The organism is Pseudomonas sp. 18.1.10 (assembly GCF_024655625.1).
Classification (GTDB): Bacteria; Pseudomonadota; Gammaproteobacteria; order Pseudomonadales; family Pseudomonadaceae; genus Aquipseudomonas.
In genome coordinates this window covers 35,898-51,956 of sequence record NZ_JANLGL010000001.1, presented here as the reverse complement: position 1 = coordinate 51,956, position 16,059 = coordinate 35,898, and the positions used below count along the sequence as shown (strand labels likewise).

Below are 16,059 nucleotides of genomic sequence, written 5' to 3'. Positions count from 1 at the left end.
CGCCTACTTCGCGGATCCAAAAACAATAAAAAGAGGTCTGAGCCATGAACGAAGCTACCAGTCTTGTGCGCGTCGCTGTAGTGCAGTTCGACCCGCAAGTCGGCACTCAAAACCGCCAATCCAACCTCGACACCAGCCTCAGCCTGGCCCTGCAAGCTGTGAACAACGGGGCCAACCTGATTGTGCTGCCGGAGCTGGCGAATACCGGTTACCTGTTCAGCAATCGCCAGGATGCCTTTGAGCATGCCGAGCCCATTCCGGACGGGCCGAGCACACGGGCCTGGATAGACTTTGCGCAGCACCATCAGGTCTACCTGGTCGCAGGCCTGGCAGAACGCGAAGGCATGCAACTGTTCGACACCGCCGTGCTGCTCGGCCCGGATGGGCTGATTGGCAAGTATCGCAAGGCGCATCTGTGGAACAAGGAAAAGCTTTGGTTTACGCCCGGCAACCTGGGCTTTCCGGTGTTTGAAACACCCATTGGCCGCATCGGCTTGCTAATCTGCTGGGATATCTGGTTTCCCGAAGTTCCGCGCATCCTCACCCAACAAGGCGCGGATATCATTTGCAGCCTGAACAACTGGGTGTGGACCCCACCGCCGCTGTTCGACGAAGCCGGCAAATGCATGGCCTCGTACCTCACCATGACCGCCGCCCACGTCAACAACGTGTTTATCGCGGCCGCCAATCGGATCGGGGAGGAACATGGCGGACGTTACCTCGGTTGCTCGCTGATTGCCGGCACCAACGGCTGGCCGATCGGCAAGGTGGCGTCGCCCAATGAACAGGCGATTCTGTATGCCGACATCGACCTGTCGAGCGCGCGCAGTGCACCGATCTGGAATGACCTGAACGACCTGCAGCGCGACCGACGCGTCGACCTGTATGACCACATGCTCGGCTATTGCCAGCACCCCTGCCTGCCGCGCTGATGGGGACAGGATCATGGACTCTATTTCGGCAAATCCGTCGTCAGGCTCGTCTGTGCGTTATCTGGTGATTTTGCTTGCGGTGACAGTCGCCGCAGTCGGGCTGATCGCTACCTTATCGGTGCTGTATTCGGCCTCCGCAACGGTTTACTGGCCCGGCTACAACGACATGGTGGCCAGCCTGCCCTCGCCCGCCGCATGGCTACGTTGGGTGGTCGGCGACATCAGTGAAGTGGCGTTTTACAAACACGAGTTTGCCTCCATTGGTTTGTTGCTGGGCGGCGCGTTCGGTTACTGGGCCAGCCGTTACGCTCAAGGCTGGCAGGGTTTCAGCATCGGGTATGGCACGGGGCTTTGGCCGTGGCTGGTGACCAGCTCATTGCTAGGGTTATTGCTGAGTAATGCGCTGTGGGGCTGGACGGTGACGGCTGAGTCCTGGCAACCCACCTTCGCCGCATTTGTGTCGTTACCGGCGGCGATGGTGTTGCTGTTTGGTGGGGGTTGGAAGGTCACGCTAAATGGCGCCGTGCTTGGCGCGATCCTAGTGACGCCGAGTTGCCTGTTGTTCGTGAATTACCTGTGTATCCCGCTGGGGCTGCCGGTGGTGATTGGCAATGTGCTGGGGATGGCGCTGGGTAGCGTGGTAGCGTTTTTGCTGTGCCGGACGTTGCCGGGACTGGTCAGTCGCCAGCCAGACGTCGCGGACGAAGTGCCGTTGCCCGCACCTCAGCAGGCGCCAGACTACGGTATACGCTGGACATTCCGGCGGGTATTGGCGGACTTTTCCGAAGCGCCGTTTTTTGGCAATGAGTGGGCGAGCCTGGGGTTGATCGTGGGGGTTCTGTTGGCTTACGTGTTGAATCCCCTTAGCCCAGCCTATGGGTCAGGCTGGTTGCCGCAGTTGGTCGCAGGCCAAGCGCTGACCTCGTTGCTGGGCATCCTGTTATGGCGGCGGCAGTGGCGAAAACGCGGGTGGTATCCGACCTATGTGCCGCTGGTATCGGTGGTGCCTGCGGCGGTGCTGACCCATGGTGGCAGCCCTGCGGTCATCATTGTCAGTGCCACGCTGGGTGCGATGATCGCCCCGCCGTTGGCCTGTGCGATTGCCGCGAGGTTGCCGGGGTACATGCATGCTTATATTGGCAATGTGTTGTCGATGGCGGTCAGTACTATGGTGATCGTTCCCATTGTCGGCGCGTTGCTTGCATTTTAGATCGCGACCCATAGCGAGCTTCTCCCAGAGACTCGCGTACGCGGATAGCTGCAGCGGCGGTAGGTAACTACCGCTCCCACCGCGCCCCGAACGGATCTCGGATGGGTGCTCTACCCGAGGTACACGAAATGCCCATTCGCCACAGCATCACCCACAAGATCGACAAGAAGCCCGACGGCAGCCCGGCCTCCCCTCAACGTCCGCGCGATTGACAACAGACACCAACCTTTACGTCGTACGAGACTGCCCAGCGGCGGGCAATACAACACTTTTGCGCGGAAGTTCAATTACACCAATAAATAATGTTTGCGAAGTAAATTAAAATCTGTTTATTGTGCGAAACGCGCCTTTGCTGCTGCGAATAAGCACAGCTTTCTGACGCCAATAATATTTTCAAGGAGGAAAATAATGGACCCCTTTGTCGGTGAAATTCGCTTGTTCCCCTGGGGCTGGGCGCCTTCAGGTTGGCTGGCCTGCGAGGGTCAGATTTTGCCCATCAACAGCAATGTCGCCTTGGCCTCCTTGCTCGGCAATCGCTATGGCGGCGATGGCAAGACCACCTTCGGTTTGCCAGACCTGCGCGGCCGTGCGGCTCTAGGTCAGAATTGGGTGCCATCCATCGCCCCGAATCCGGTACTTGCCGTGCATCCCCTGGGCAGTTCCGGCGGCACCGAAACGGTCGCCCTTGGCGCCAGCAGCCTGGCTACTCACACCCATGGAACCCACGTTTCCGGCACTGCCGGCACCTTGACCACCCCCGCCAGCGGCATTCCGGCTGTCAGCTCGACTTCCACCGGCGCCCTCTCCAAACCGACCTACATCACTGCCGCCGGGTCGACCTTGGTCACCTTGAACAGCGCCACCGTTGCCCCCCCCCCAGGGACCCCGGTGGCGAATATGCAGCCCTCGATTGTCGGATGCTTCTGTATCGCCACGACCGGCATCTATCCGCCGCGCCCGTAGCCGCACTGTTTACAGACCCTCAAGCAAGGAAACTGAAATGTCTGAAGCTTACCTCGGAGAAATCCGCATGTTTGCCGGCAACTATGCGCCACAAGATTGGGCGCTTTGCGATGGTTCACTCGTGTCCGTCAACGCCTATCAAGCCCTGTTTTCAGTGTTGGGCACCCTGTATGGCGGCAACGGCGTGACCAACTTCGGCCTCCCGGACTACCGCGGTCGCCTGCCGATCGGGCAAGGCACCGGCCCCGGCCTGACCCCAAGGGTGCTGGGCCAGGCCACAGGCGTCGAAACGGTGGCCCTGACATCCGCCAATACCCCCGCCCACACCCATGCATTCGTGGTCAGCAGCACCCTCGCCACCTCCACGACCCCGGTGCCCCCCGCACCTGCGGCACCGTCCAGCCAGACCTTCGGCCAGTTTCCCGGGGTCGGGGTGATCAAAGGCCTTTATAGCGCAGGCACCAACACCGCGCCCTCGGTCAACCTCGATGCAAACTTTCTCGACCCGGCTGCCGGCGTGGCAGTGAGCGCGCCCCACAGCAACATGATGGGCTCGCTGGCGATCAACTACATCATCTGCCTGGCGGGCATCTACCCGACTCGGCCGTAAGCCTATTTTTTCAAGGAACGACCGCTCATGGATGCTTTCACCGGTGAAATCCGCCTGTTCTCTTTTAACTTCGCGCCGCAGGACTGGGCTTACTGCGACGGTTCGGTTCTAACGGTTCAGCAATATCCCGCGCTCTATTCGGTCATCGGCAATACCTACGGCGGCAGCGCGGGGCAGAACTTCAAGCTGCCCAACCTCAATGGCCGCGTGGCGATGGGCGCCGGCAATGGCCCGGGGCTGCTGCCCCGGCCGATTGGCACCGCGGTAGGCGCCGATGAAGTGACGCTGCTGCCGTCCAACATTCCCAGCCATACCCATGCGGTAAACGCCAAGGACGGCACCGATAGCACGACCGCCCTGGATACACCCGATGGGTCTGCCTATCTGTCGCAGCCGCGCAACGTGCGCGTCTACAACGACGTCGCACCCGCCTCAGGCGATCCGACCCTGGCGGCCGGCACCATCGGTCCCGCCGGGCAAATGACGCCCGGTAGCAGTACGACGCGCAGCACCTTGCAACCGTTCCAGACATTGGCCTACTGCATCTGCCTCAACGGCGAATATCCCGTGAGGCCATGATGAGCATCTCCAGGGCCCCATCCCAGTCGCTACGACCCTGTCGCAGCGACCTCGTTCTGCGTGCGCAGACCACCGCCGACCTGGACTTTCTCCAGGATCTTTTCGTGACCCGTCGCTGGGCCGAAGTCAGCGCGGTGCCGGGCTGGAGCGACGCGCAGCGCCGGGCGTTCCTGTACTCCCAGGCGCAATTGCAGCGCCAGCACTATGAAAAGCACTACCCCGGGGCGGATTTTCTGGTCATCGAATATGCAGGTGCGCCCATTGGCCGCCTGTGCCTGGACCGAAGTGCTAGCGAGTTGCGCGTCGTCGACATCGCCCTGCTGCCGGCATGGCACGGCCAGGGCATAGGCAGCGCGCTGCTGCATTCGCTGTTGAGCCAGGCCGATGCCCAGCGCCAAGTCTGCAGCTTGAGTGTCGAGCAAGGCAGCCGGGCCCGCCGGCTGTACGAGCGACTCGGCTTCGAGCCCTGCGGCGAAACCGGCATCCATACCCAAATGCGCCGCCCTGCACGGGTACACCGGGAGTAGCCAACCAGAATCGTCAGCGATACGAATACTTGAACACACCGTTTTACCGGCAGTGACAGCAACATGATTTTCCCCGGCTAACAGTCATGCTGCTGGCCAGCGATATCTGTGCCGTCTGACAACTAATGACACTTGAACTGGACACGACCCCCACACGGGTCGTACGGCAGGAAGCCTCAACATGATAAAAATGCTCACCACCCGCGGTGCCCGGCTGGCATCAGTCTTCCTGCTCGTCCTGACCTTGCCCCTGGCCCTTCAGGCCCAGGCCGCCCCGACCATTACCAGCCCGGTATCGGGCTCCACCCTGCCGTCGGTAGCCGTGGGTCAGTCCATGAGTATCCCCATCACCTCCGTCGGGGGCGCAATGCCGCTGGACCAGTGGGCAGAGTGCAACATCGACGACCCGAACTACGATGGCATCACCCCCTGCCTACCGCCGGGGCTGGTCCTCGACGCTTCGCTCCACAGTTCATCGACCACCCTGCATGGCACACCGACCACTGCTGGCACCTATACCTTCAGCATTTCTCTGAATGACGGCCTCAACCAGGCCGGGATCGCCACCTATACCCTGGTAGTCACCAGTTCCGCGCCCCCGACCCTGACCTCGGTCGCCCCGAGCAGCGGCAGTACGGCAGGCGCCACCTCCGTCATTCTTACCGGCACCAACTTTACCGGCGTCACGGCGGTGACCTTTGGCGGAGCAGCCGCCACTGCTTTCACCGTCAACAACGCCACCACCCTCACCGCCACCACCCCGGCCCACGCCGCAGGCGCAGTGAATGTGATAGTCAACACCGCAGGCGGCAGCGCGACCCTGACCAATGGCTATACCTACACCGTGCCCGCGCCCACCGTCGGCCCGGTCAGCGCCACGGTCGCCGCCAACAGCAGCGCCAACCCGATCACCCTCAGCCTCAGCGGCGGCGCCGCCACCAGTGTCGCCGTCGCCAGCGCGGCCAGCCATGGCAGCGCCACCGCCAGCGGCACCAGCATCACTTACACGCCAACCGCCGGTTACTCCGGTGCGGACAGTTTCACCTACACCGCCACCAACGCCAGTGGTACGTCCAGCCCGGCCACCATCACCCTCACGGTCAGCGCGCCAACGATTGCCGTCGGTCCGACCACGCTCCCTAGCGGCACGGTAAGTACGGCCTATAGCCAGGCACTCACGGCGAGCAACGGTACTGCGCCCTACACTTACGCCATCACCAGCGGCAGCGTACCGACAGGCTTGAGCCTCAGTGCAAGCGGCACCCTCAGCGGCACACCCTCCGCCGCTGGCACCTTCAATTTCACCGTGACCGCGACCGACGCCAACAGCGCGACCGGAGCACGTGCTTACTCCGTGACCATCAGCACCGCCCCGCCGATTGCCGGCGCCGTCAGTGCCATGGTCGCCGCCAATAGCAGCGCCAACCCGATCACCCTCAACCTCAGCGGCGGCGCCGCCACCAGTGTCGCCGTCGCCAGCGCGGCCAGCCATGGCACCGCCACCGCCAGCGGCACCAGCATCACTTACACGCCAACCGCCGGTTACTCCGGTGCGGACAGTTTCACCTACACCGCCACCAACGCCAGTGGTACGTCCAGCCCGGCCACCATCACCCTCACGGTCAACCCCCCTACGATTGCCGTCGGCCCGACCACGCTCCCAAGCGGCACGGTAAGTACGGTCTATAGCCAGGCCCTCACGGCCAGCAACGGTACTGCGCCCTACACTTACGCCATCACCAGCGGCAGCGTACCGACAGGCTTGAGCCTCAGTGCAAGCGGCACCCTCAGCGGCACACCGTCAGCCGCTGGCACCTTCAACTTCACCGTGACCGCGACCGACGCCAACAGCGCGACCGGAGCACGTGCTTACTCCATGACCATCAGCACCGCCCCGCCGATTGCCGGGGCCGTCAGCGCCATGGTCGCCGCCAATAGCAGCGCCAACCCGATCACCCTCAGCCTCAGCGGCGGCGCCGCCACCAGCGTCGCCGTCGCCAGTGCGGCCAGCCATGGCACCGCTACCGCCAGCGGCACGAGCATCACTTACACCCCAACTGCCGGTTACTCCGGTGCGGACAGCTTTACCTACACCGCCACCAACGCCAGCGGGACCTCCAGCCCGGCAACCGTGACCCTCACGGTCAGCGCGCCAACGATTGCGGTCGGTCCGACCACGTTCGCTAGCGGCACGGTGAGTACGGCCTATAGCCAGACCATCACGGGCAACGGCGGTACTGCGCCCTACACGTACGTCATCACCAGCGGCAGCCTACCAACAGGCTTGAGCCTGAGTGCAAGCGGCACCCTCAGCGGCACACCGTCAGCCGCTGGCACCTTCAATTTCACCGTTACCGTGACCGACGCGAACAGCGCGACCGGATCACGTGCCTACTCCATGACCATCAGCACCGCCCCGCCGATTGCCGGCGCCGTCAGTGCCAACGTCGCCGCCAACAGCAGCGCCAACCCGATCACCCTCAACCTCAGCGGCGGCGCCGCCACCAGTGTCGCCATCGCCAGCGCGGCGAGTCATGGCACCGCCACCGCCAGCGGCACGAGCATCAATTACACCCCAACCGCCGGTTACTCCGGTGCGGACAGCTTTACCTACACCGCCACCAACGCCAGTGGTACGTCCAGCCCGGCCAGAGTCAGCCTGACCGTCAGCGCGCCCACCCTGGTCCTGACCCCAGCCTCCCTGGGCGCCGGCACCACAGACAGTCCCTACAGCGCGACTTTCAGCACGTCCGGCGGCACCGCGCCTTATACGTACAGCATCACCGGCAGCCTGCCGGCCGGCATCACCCTGAACACCACCAGCGGCGTGCTCAGCGGCACACCGACGGCCAGCGGCAGCGCCAACCTGACCATCACCGTTACCGACGCCAACGCCGTCACCGCGTCCCGGCCGTATACCCTGACCATTGCGGCCGTGCCCATCACCCTACCAGCGTCGAGTCAGATCCTGGCCTCGGGGCAGACCGCCACCGTCGACCTGACCCAGGGCGCCACCGGCGGCCCATTTACCCTGGCGAAGCTGGGCACCGTGACCCCCGCCTCCGCGGGCCGGGCAATGATGATGGGCCCGTTCTCGATGCGTTTCGTGCCGTCGGCGACCTTTGCCGGCACCGCGATCGTCACCTTCAGCTTGCAGAACGGCAGCGGCTCCGTTGCCACCAGTTCCATCAGTTTTATGGTCGCAGCCCGCCCGGACCCGAGCAGGGATGCCGAGGTGATCGGCCTGCTCAACGCCCAGAGCCGCGCCGCTGAGCGCTTTGCCAGCACCCAGATGGACAACTTCAACCGCCGTCTGGAGCAGTTGCATCAAGTGTCCTGCAACCGCAATTCGTTCAATGCCAGCGTGAGAAAAGACGGAAAAGAGGTGCCTATGCAGGCAATATCCAGCGCCGTTCAGAAACAGCTAGGCGGCTCGGCAAACACCACCGACGAAGAGAAGAGAAAGACCGCAGCCGAAGTCGAAGACGGTTGCAAGCAAGATGCCATCGCCTACTGGAGCGACGGTTTCATTAACAATGGCTCGACCCACGCTCGCGGGGCGCGAGACAACAGCTTCACCACCCTGGGCCTGAGTGCCGGTATCGACTATCGCCTGTCGCCGACCGCGATTGCCGGTGTCGGTATCGGCTACGGCAACGACCGCAGTGACATCGGGGACAACAAGACCCGCAGTGACGCCGACGCCATCGGTATTGCCACTTACCTGAGCCTGAACGTGGCGCCCCAGGTATTCATCGATGGCCTGGTGGGCTACAACCGCATCAGCTTCGACTCGCGGCGCTACATCACCGGCAGCAACGACGACTACGCCAAGGGCTCCCGTGATGCCGACCAGTTGTTCGCCTCGCTGACCACCAGCTACGAGTACCGCCAGGGCCCGCTGTCGCTCACCCCTTACGGACGCTTGAACGCCAGCACCACGCGCATGGACGCCTTCCGTGAGAACGGTGGCGGCATCTATGGGCTGTCCTATGAGGAGCAGCGGCAACAGAACTTCACCTCGTTTATCGGCCTGCGCACGGGTTATGACGTGCCGACCCGACTTGGGGTGATGACGCCAAAAGTCGGGCTAGCCTGGGGCCACAACTTCAGTGGCAGCAGCGATTACAAGATGCGCTACACCGACCAGGGCGACGACGGCATTCTCTATCGCTTCAAGCCCGATCCGCTGGACAGCGATTTTGCCAACCTCGACCTTGGCCTGGACTTCAACCTGGGTCAGGCCTGGCAGATGGGTTTCTCCTACAAGACCGCCCTGGGCAGCGACGAGCGTAGCGACACGTTCCGCATCGGCGTCAACGGCAAGTTCTAGCCTGCACCAACGGATGACGCCGGTCCCGGCGCCATCCGCCCCTGAGGTTTTATCCATCCAACATCGAGTCTGAGGATTAGCGGGGATGAACCTACAGACGCACGGCAATCGTCTGGAGCAACCCTCAAGCCAGCGGCCTGCAGGTCAAAGAATTCGGGCACTCACACCCCGAGGAAAACTGATAGGGCAAAGGGGCTGATTTGTCGTGCCTGAGCCTTGGAAACTGCGGGTAACACAGTCAATCAACAGCTCGTGTAATTTGCTGTTAAAACGCACCCAATAGATCTTCATTGGTGCGCCTCACCATGAACCAAAAATCCCCCCCTCGCTCATCCAATGCCTGGTACTGGATCGGCAAACTCACACCGCCGCAGCTCTTGCTCACGTCAGTTGCGCGGGAAGCGCTGTTAAACTCAATGCAAGCAAACACACTTGTCCCGCTGACGCTGCTGACCTCCCCTGCCGGCTACGGTAAAACCACCTTGCTGATGCAATGGCACGCCGCGATACACCAGCAAGCGCCGAAGGTCCTGGTAGCTTGGCTATCAGTGGACGAGGCCGATGCAGACCCCAATCGTTTCCTCGCGTACCTGATCCTCGCCCTGGACCATGCTGGCGTTGCGCTGGCGCATTTACCGCGCCTGGCAGCCTCGCAAGCCCTGGACGTGCAGCCACAGCGCACTATCCAGGCGTTGCTGCGAGCACTCGCAGAGGAAGATCGATCAATTACATTATTTCTGGATGACTATCACCTTGCTGCCAGTCCCGAGGTAGGTGCGCTGCTGGGTGTGTTAGTGGAGCAAGCCGCGCCGTGGTTACGCTGGGTAGTCGCCAGTAGAACACGCCCAGACTGGCCACTATCGCGCTGGAAAGCCAAGGGTTGGGTGCATGAAATCAGTGCACGGGAGCTGATCCTGTCCCTTCGTGAGGTGCGCGCCATTCTGGGTGAGGCTGTGGATGAGCACGACGTGTGCCGAGTGCATATTGCGACCGAGGGATGGGCCGTGGCGGTGCAGTTGGCGCACCTGTGGCGAACCAGCATTGATGGCACATCGTATGGTTTGACGGCATTCTCCGGGGGCGTCACGGAGGTTGCGAACTACCTCACCGCGCATATTTTCAACAGCCTCTCAGCGGACTGCCAATCACTGTTGCTGCAGACCTCGCTGCTGCAACGTTTCAACGCCGATTTGACCGATGCGGTGCGCGGCCGCCATGACAGCGCTGACCTTTTGAGACAACTGCACCACCTCGACACGTTACTGATCCCCCTGGACCCTGAACGCCAATGGTTCCGCTACCACGCATTGCTACGTGACTTCCTGCGCCTGCGTATCGACAGCCATCAAGCCCAAGTCATTCACCGCGCCGCTGCACATTGGTTGGCGCAGCAGAGGGACTGGAGCCAGGCCATCCATCACGCGCTCAAGGCGGGCGACATCCCACTGGCGGTGAACCTTGTAGTCAGCGCAGGCGGCTGGGAACTGGTGCTGCACCATGGCATTCGTTACGCCCAGGGTTTATTGAGTCAGTTCGACGCCGTTACCTGTAACACACAGCCTGACCTCCTGCTGCTCCAGGCCTACCTGCACGCCAAACTGGGAGATCACAAACTGTCAGCGCAACTGTTGCACCTGGCCCGGTGCTCGGTGATCGGGGATGCACGACTCACCCGCGACTTTCACGTTATCCAAACGCTGGCGGATGCTTATCAGGATTGCTTTGAGCGCCTTGATACCGATATTGCGACGTTTCATAGCAGCCCTTACCCCCTCGATCAGACCCTCGCGCAAGCCACGCTGGAATGTGTGCATGCACTGGCGGCTCTGACTCGCGGCGAATGGGTATCAAGCCTGCGCATCATCAGTGACGCTCACGTCAAGATGCGGGTGATCGCCAGCCCGCGTGGCGAGAATTACTGCCGAATCCATGAAGCACAGGCTCTGGCAGTATCGGGGTCTATCAACGAAGCCAGCACATTGGTAGACGAGGCACTGGCATTTGCCGACAACCATTTTGGTCAAGAGAGTTCGTTACGGGCACTGGTCGGCTGCTTCAAGGCGCGCCAGCTGTATTGGCAAGGAACCTGGTCCGAAACTCAGCCGTGGCTGGATGACGGCTGGGCAGCTTTGGAACACGCCGATGGCTGGCTGGATGTGGTCGCGGTGACGGCAGAGGTAGCGTGGCGTACTCGGTTACGCAGCCATGGATTGCATGCCGCACTACAGGAGCTAGATCATGTGGACCAACTGGCGCGCGCGCGCCAGTGGCCACGGTTATCACGCCTGGTACAAGCCTGGTCGATCGACGCCCAGGTACAGAGCGGGCAGTTGCACGCCGCTCGCCAAGCGCTCCTGCAGGCCAATCTGCAACAGATTGCAGATCAGCGCGAAGACTGGCGCAGTCAGGAAGCTGCCAGCCTGGCGTTGGGCCGTTTGCAGTTACTCAGCGGTTGCTCGGGGGCCGCATTGACAGGCCTTCAACGAACGGCTGAGGACATGGAAAACAAAGGCTTGCGTCTACCCGCCTGGCGCTTGAGGTTGATGGCCTTGGCCGCAGCGAGCAAAGGCCAGCGGCTCCAATCCGAAGAGCTCGACGTGGCTCTGGCCCCGATCATTCAGTACGCCCTGCCCGGCCTGTTGCTGGAAGTCGGCCCTTGCCTGCTGCCGGCTTTGGAGGCCTATTCCCAACCCACAATGCGACTGACTGCAACCATCACGCGACTGCGCGGCTGGCGTTCGCACCCAACGCCGGTGCAAATGTCACTGAGTGGCAAGGAAACCCAGGTACTTGAGCTGCTTGCCAGCGGTCAATCCAACAAAGCCATCGCCCTCGCCCTGGATATCTCCGAGAACACGGTGAAGTTCCACCTCAAACACCTGTTCGCCAAATTGGGCGTGGACAACCGCACAGCGGCAATCAGCGCTGCGATACGCCAAGGCCACCTCAACACCACCGTCTAAGTCACCAACCTACCCAGGCGGGTAGGCCTTACCACCTGTTGGCCAGCGACCTACCCGCCCCGCCCGTGGCCCCCCATCAACACCCTGCCTAGCATCGTTTCCATCAGCAATGAGGGACGCGATGCCGTCCCTCTTCTGCTTCCGACAAGACACGATCCAGGAGACGAACCGTGCAGAAAAGCCGAAAGACCGTGCGCGTAGCCACCGATGTGGGCGGCACCTTTACTGACCTTGTGTATTTCGAAAGTGATCCCGCCACCGGCAGGCAGACTATTCGTACAGCGAAGGTGGACACCACGCCTGCGAACTTTGCCGAAGGCATTCTCAACGTCATCAAAAAGGCACGAGTAACGCTCTCGGAAGTCGACTTCCTCGCCCACGGCACCACTGTCGTCATCAACGCGCTTACCGAACGCCGTGGGGTCAAGACCGCACTGATTACCACGCGAGGCTTTCGCGACATCCTGGAAATCGCCCGGGCCAATCGTCCGGACTACTTCAACCTGAAATGGGTCAAGCCTGCGCCGTTTGTACCACGCTACCTGCGCCGGGAAATCGCCGGGCGCCTGCACACCGATGGCCGTGAGCGCGAGCCTGTAATGCTTGATGAACTACCCGCCATCATCGAAGCCTTCCGCGCCGATGACGTACAAGCCATCGCTATTTGCCTGCTCCATGCCTATGCCAAGCCCGATCACGAGCAGGCGGTACTGGCCGAAGTGAAGCGGCTGTGGCCTGAAGTATCGGTGGTCGCTTCACACCAGATCACCCGTGAATGGCGTGAGTACGAGCGCTCCAGCACCACGGTGCTGTCGGCCTACGTGCAACCAATCGCAGCGCGCTACCTCGATGAACTGGAGGCGGGCCTGCGCAGAGGAGGCTACGCGGCCCCCCTGTACATCATGCAGTCCAATTGCGGCGTTGACAGTGTGGCTCACGCCAGGGACATCCCCATCACCATGGTCGAGTCCGGGCCAGCCAGTGGCTTTTGGGCCGCTGCCGAGCTGGGGCGCTTGATCGGTGAGCCCAACCTGCTGGGGCTCGACATCGGCGGTACCACGGCCAAATGCGCACTGATCCGCAACGGCCAGGTCGCAATCAAAACAGACTACTGGATCGAACGTGACCGCCAGAATGCCGGTTACCCCATCATGGTCCCCGTGGTTGACTTGGTGGAAATCGGCAACGGCGGCGGTTCCATCGCCTGGGTCGACGGGTTTGACAAGTTGCATGTCGGCCCGCAATCGGCGGGCGCCTTGCCCGGCCCGGCGGCCTACGGCAATGGTGGCACCGACATCACCACTACGGATGCCAACCTGGCATTGGGCCGTATCAACCCGGCGTATTTCTGCGGCGGTGAAGTGATGGCCGATCTACAGGCCGTGGCGGACGGCTTTAGCCTTCTCAGCGAACGCCTGGAACTGCCGGCCGATGAAATCGCCCGTGGCGTGGTGCGCCTGGCCAACAACAATATGGTCAATGCCCTGAAACTGGTGTCGCTCAGCCGTGGCCACGACCCTCGCGAGTTGACCCTGATGGCCTTTGGCGGTGGCGGCGCGCTGCATGCAGTCGCTTTGGCTCAAGAGTTGGGCGTCAAAAAAGTTATCGTTCCGCGGGGTGCCTCGGTGTTTTCAGCCTGGGGCATGACGCTGTCGGACTTGCGCCGCGATCTGTTTATCAACCGTTTTGTCGACACCACCCAGCCACAGGCACAGGCCCATACCCAGGCGTTTCTGAACGAACTCATGGCCTCGGCCCGTGAACAATTCATCGCCGAAGCGGTGCCCCCGGAGCGAGTCGACGTGAAGGTGCATTGCAAGCTGCGCTACCAGAACCAGGAACACTCGGTGGAAGTGCCGCTGGACGCTGACGAACAACTTGACCGCGACTGGGCACGTATCGAACACCGCTTTCACACCCTGTACGAGCAGCACTACACCTATTGCCTGGATGCCCCCGTCGAGATCGTCGGCTTCCATCTGGTCGCCACCGCTCAAATTGACAAGCTGGTTCCCGAAGCCCTTGCGGTGACCGGGCGCACGCTTGAAGCCGCACGCAAAGGCCATCGCGTCGTCGATTACGCCACCGATGGCATCCATGACGCGGCCATCTACGACTACGCCCTGCTGGAACCCCAGATGTGTTTCGACGGCCCCGCCATCGTTGAAGACGCCGGCACCACTGTGGTCGTTCACCCACACAACCGGGTGCACGTGGACCGCCTCGGCAACCTGCACATCACGATCAACGGCTGACGGGAGTTTCGCCATGCACACGCTCGATATCTTTACTCGCGACATCATTCAAAACTCGCTGCAAGCCATTGCTGACGAAATGTTCGTCGCCATGCGCAAAGCCGCCATGAGCCCGGTTATCTATGAGGTACTGGACATGGGCACCGGCATCACCGACGCCAACGGTGAGATCGCCAGCTCCGGCGCAGGTATTCCGGCCTTCGTCGGCGTGCTGGACAAGGCCGTCAAACAGATCCTGCTGCAACATCCCTGCCCCGGTGAAATCGAAGACGGCGATGTGTTCATCTGCAACGATCCCCATAGTGGCGCTGTAACCCACCTCAACGATGTGGTGCTGGCCATGCCAGTGTTTGCCGAGGGCAGGCGCGTGGCCTGGACCGCCAACATTGCCCACTGGAACGATGTGGGCGGCATGGTCCCCGGATCGATGTCGACCCAGGCGACCGATATCTTCCAGGAAGGCCTGCGCCTGTGCTCGGTCAAGTTGGTCAGCCGTGGCCAGGCGATTCGCTCGGTGTTACAGATCCTGCAGGCCAACACACGCATGCCTGACTTCATGGAGGGAGACCTGTGGGCTGGCGTGGCCGCCGTGCGCGGTGGAGCCTCGCGCCTGCGTGAGTTGACGGAAAAATACGGCACTGATTTGTTCTTGCTGGCGATGCAGGACTTCATGGACCTGGGCGAAAAGGTTTCTCGCAAAGCCTTGGCCGACTTACCGAACGTCAGTCTTTGCCTGGTTGAACCACAGGATGATGGCAGCCTGTTCACGGTGTCGGTGCAGATCCATGACCGCGAACTGACGATCGACCTGCGCGATAACCCTGACCAGTGCGCCGGCCCCACCAACCTGAGCCGGGATGGCGCGGTGGTCGCCGCCCAGATGGCATTCAAAGCCCTGACTGCCCCGCAAGGCATCACCAATGGCGGCACTTTCCGCCCGCTGACGGTGCTGACCCGCCCAGGTTCGCTGTTCGATGCCCTGCCGCCTGCTGCCGAAGGCTTCTACTTTGAAAACCTGATTCGGGTACACGATCTGATCCTGCGCTGCCTGGCCCAGCAGTTTCCCGATCGCTTGCCGGCCGGCAATTTTGCTTCGGTGTGCGCCACCATCATCGGCGGCCGCCATCCGGACACCGGTCGCGCCTTTACCCTGGTGGAGCCGGAAATCGGTGGTTGGGGCGCCGAGTCGGGGCGCGATGGCAACAATGCGGTCTACTCAGGCCTGCACGGGGAAACCTACAACTGCCCGGTGGAAGTCTGCGAAGCCCGCTACGGCCTGTATGTCGAGCGCATGGCGTTGAACGACGAATCGGGCGGGCACGGTCAGTACCGTGGCGGACGTGGCATCTGCATCGACTATCGCGTGCGTGCCGATGACAGTTTCCTGACCTGCGGCTACACCCGCTCAGTCGTCCCGCCCTGGAGCTTGCAACAAGGCCTGGACGGCACCCCCAACTACGTCGAAGTGCTGCGCAGCGACAACCCGCCGGAACGCTACGCCATGGCCAGCAGCATCCCCCTCAATGCCGGCGACCTGGTGCGGGTACGCACCGGCGCAGGCGGCGGCTATGGCCCGCCCGCGGCGCGCGACCCGGCGGCTGTGCGCGACGACTTGAAGAATGGCTACCTCGACGCGCAAACCGCCCGCGCCGTGTACGGCGTCATGCCCTGATCCGACCTGCCGCCA

The 16,059-nt window shown here is 62.2% G+C and carries 10 protein-coding genes; all 10 read left to right on the top strand.

All coding sequences use genetic code 11. The annotated features are described in order from the left end of the window. Window positions 1–44 precede the first annotated feature (44 nt). The 10 genes from NUV89_RS00250 to NUV89_RS00205 all read left to right on the top strand — a co-directional run bounded on the left by NUV89_RS00250 (window position 45) and on the right by NUV89_RS00205 (window position 16,044). Window positions 45–932 carry a nitrilase family protein gene (locus NUV89_RS00250; RefSeq protein ID WP_257779827.1) on the top strand — a complete coding sequence of 296 codons (888 nt, stop codon included), beginning with the start codon at window positions 45–47 and terminating at the stop codon, window positions 930–932. Window positions 933–945: 13 nt separating this feature from the next. Then, window positions 946–2,142 carry a hypothetical protein gene (locus NUV89_RS00245; protein ID WP_257779826.1) on the top strand — a complete coding sequence of 399 codons (1,197 nt, stop codon included), beginning with the start codon at window positions 946–948 and terminating at the stop codon, window positions 2,140–2,142. A gap of 408 nt (window positions 2,143–2,550) precedes the next feature. Further along, a complete protein-coding gene (locus NUV89_RS00240; RefSeq protein WP_257779825.1) occupies window positions 2,551–3,105 on the top strand; it encodes a phage tail protein in 555 nt (184 codons plus the stop codon). Window positions 3,106–3,142: 37 nt separating this feature from the next. Next, window positions 3,143–3,715, top strand: coding sequence for a phage tail protein (locus NUV89_RS00235; RefSeq protein ID WP_257779824.1), 573 nt, complete (start codon window positions 3,143–3,145; stop codon window positions 3,713–3,715). A 27-nt stretch (window positions 3,716–3,742) separates the two neighbouring features. Beyond that, window positions 3,743–4,294 (top strand): phage tail protein, encoded by a 552-nt coding sequence (locus NUV89_RS00230; RefSeq protein ID WP_257779823.1) that lies wholly within the window; start codon window positions 3,743–3,745, stop codon window positions 4,292–4,294. After that, a complete protein-coding gene (locus NUV89_RS00225) occupies window positions 4,291–4,821 on the top strand; it encodes a GNAT family N-acetyltransferase (RefSeq protein ID WP_374684447.1) in 531 nt (176 codons plus the stop codon). The genes NUV89_RS00230 and NUV89_RS00225 overlap by 4 nt, the downstream gene beginning before the upstream one ends. A gap of 181 nt (window positions 4,822–5,002) precedes the next feature. Next, a complete protein-coding gene (locus NUV89_RS00220) occupies window positions 5,003–9,154 on the top strand; it encodes a putative Ig domain-containing protein (RefSeq protein ID WP_257779821.1) in 4,152 nt (1,383 codons plus the stop codon). A gap of 305 nt (window positions 9,155–9,459) precedes the next feature. Then, window positions 9,460–12,117, top strand: a complete 2,658-nt coding sequence (locus NUV89_RS00215) for a LuxR C-terminal-related transcriptional regulator (protein WP_257779820.1) — start codon at window positions 9,460–9,462, stop codon at window positions 12,115–12,117. A gap of 170 nt (window positions 12,118–12,287) precedes the next feature. Next, a complete protein-coding gene (locus tag NUV89_RS00210) occupies window positions 12,288–14,372 on the top strand; it encodes a hydantoinase/oxoprolinase family protein (protein ID WP_257779819.1) in 2,085 nt (694 codons plus the stop codon). A 13-nt stretch (window positions 14,373–14,385) separates the two neighbouring features. Beyond that, window positions 14,386–16,044 carry a hydantoinase B/oxoprolinase family protein gene (locus NUV89_RS00205; protein ID WP_257779818.1) on the top strand — a complete coding sequence of 553 codons (1,659 nt, stop codon included), beginning with the start codon at window positions 14,386–14,388 and terminating at the stop codon, window positions 16,042–16,044. Window positions 16,045–16,059 lie beyond the last annotated feature (15 nt).

What these genes read in the sequence shown, in the direction of transcription:
- NUV89_RS00250 (WP_257779827.1), top strand. Translation starts at nt 45, where the DNA reads ATGAACGAAGCTACCAGTCTTGTGCGCGTCGCTGTAGTGCAGTTCGAC.
- NUV89_RS00245 (WP_257779826.1), top strand. Translation starts at nt 946, where the DNA reads ATGGACTCTATTTCGGCAAATCCGTCGTCAGGCTCGTCTGTGCGTTAT.
- NUV89_RS00240 (WP_257779825.1), top strand. Translation starts at nt 2,551, where the DNA reads ATGGACCCCTTTGTCGGTGAAATTCGCTTGTTCCCCTGGGGCTGGGCG.
- NUV89_RS00235 (WP_257779824.1), top strand. Translation starts at nt 3,143, where the DNA reads ATGTCTGAAGCTTACCTCGGAGAAATCCGCATGTTTGCCGGCAACTAT.
- NUV89_RS00230 (WP_257779823.1), top strand. Translation starts at nt 3,743, where the DNA reads ATGGATGCTTTCACCGGTGAAATCCGCCTGTTCTCTTTTAACTTCGCG.
- NUV89_RS00225 (WP_374684447.1), top strand. Translation starts at nt 4,291, where the DNA reads ATGATGAGCATCTCCAGGGCCCCATCCCAGTCGCTACGACCCTGTCGC.
- NUV89_RS00220 (WP_257779821.1), top strand. Translation starts at nt 5,003, where the DNA reads ATGATAAAAATGCTCACCACCCGCGGTGCCCGGCTGGCATCAGTCTTC.
- NUV89_RS00215 (WP_257779820.1), top strand. Translation starts at nt 9,460, where the DNA reads ATGAACCAAAAATCCCCCCCTCGCTCATCCAATGCCTGGTACTGGATC.
- NUV89_RS00205 (WP_257779818.1), top strand. Translation starts at nt 14,386, where the DNA reads ATGCACACGCTCGATATCTTTACTCGCGACATCATTCAAAACTCGCTG.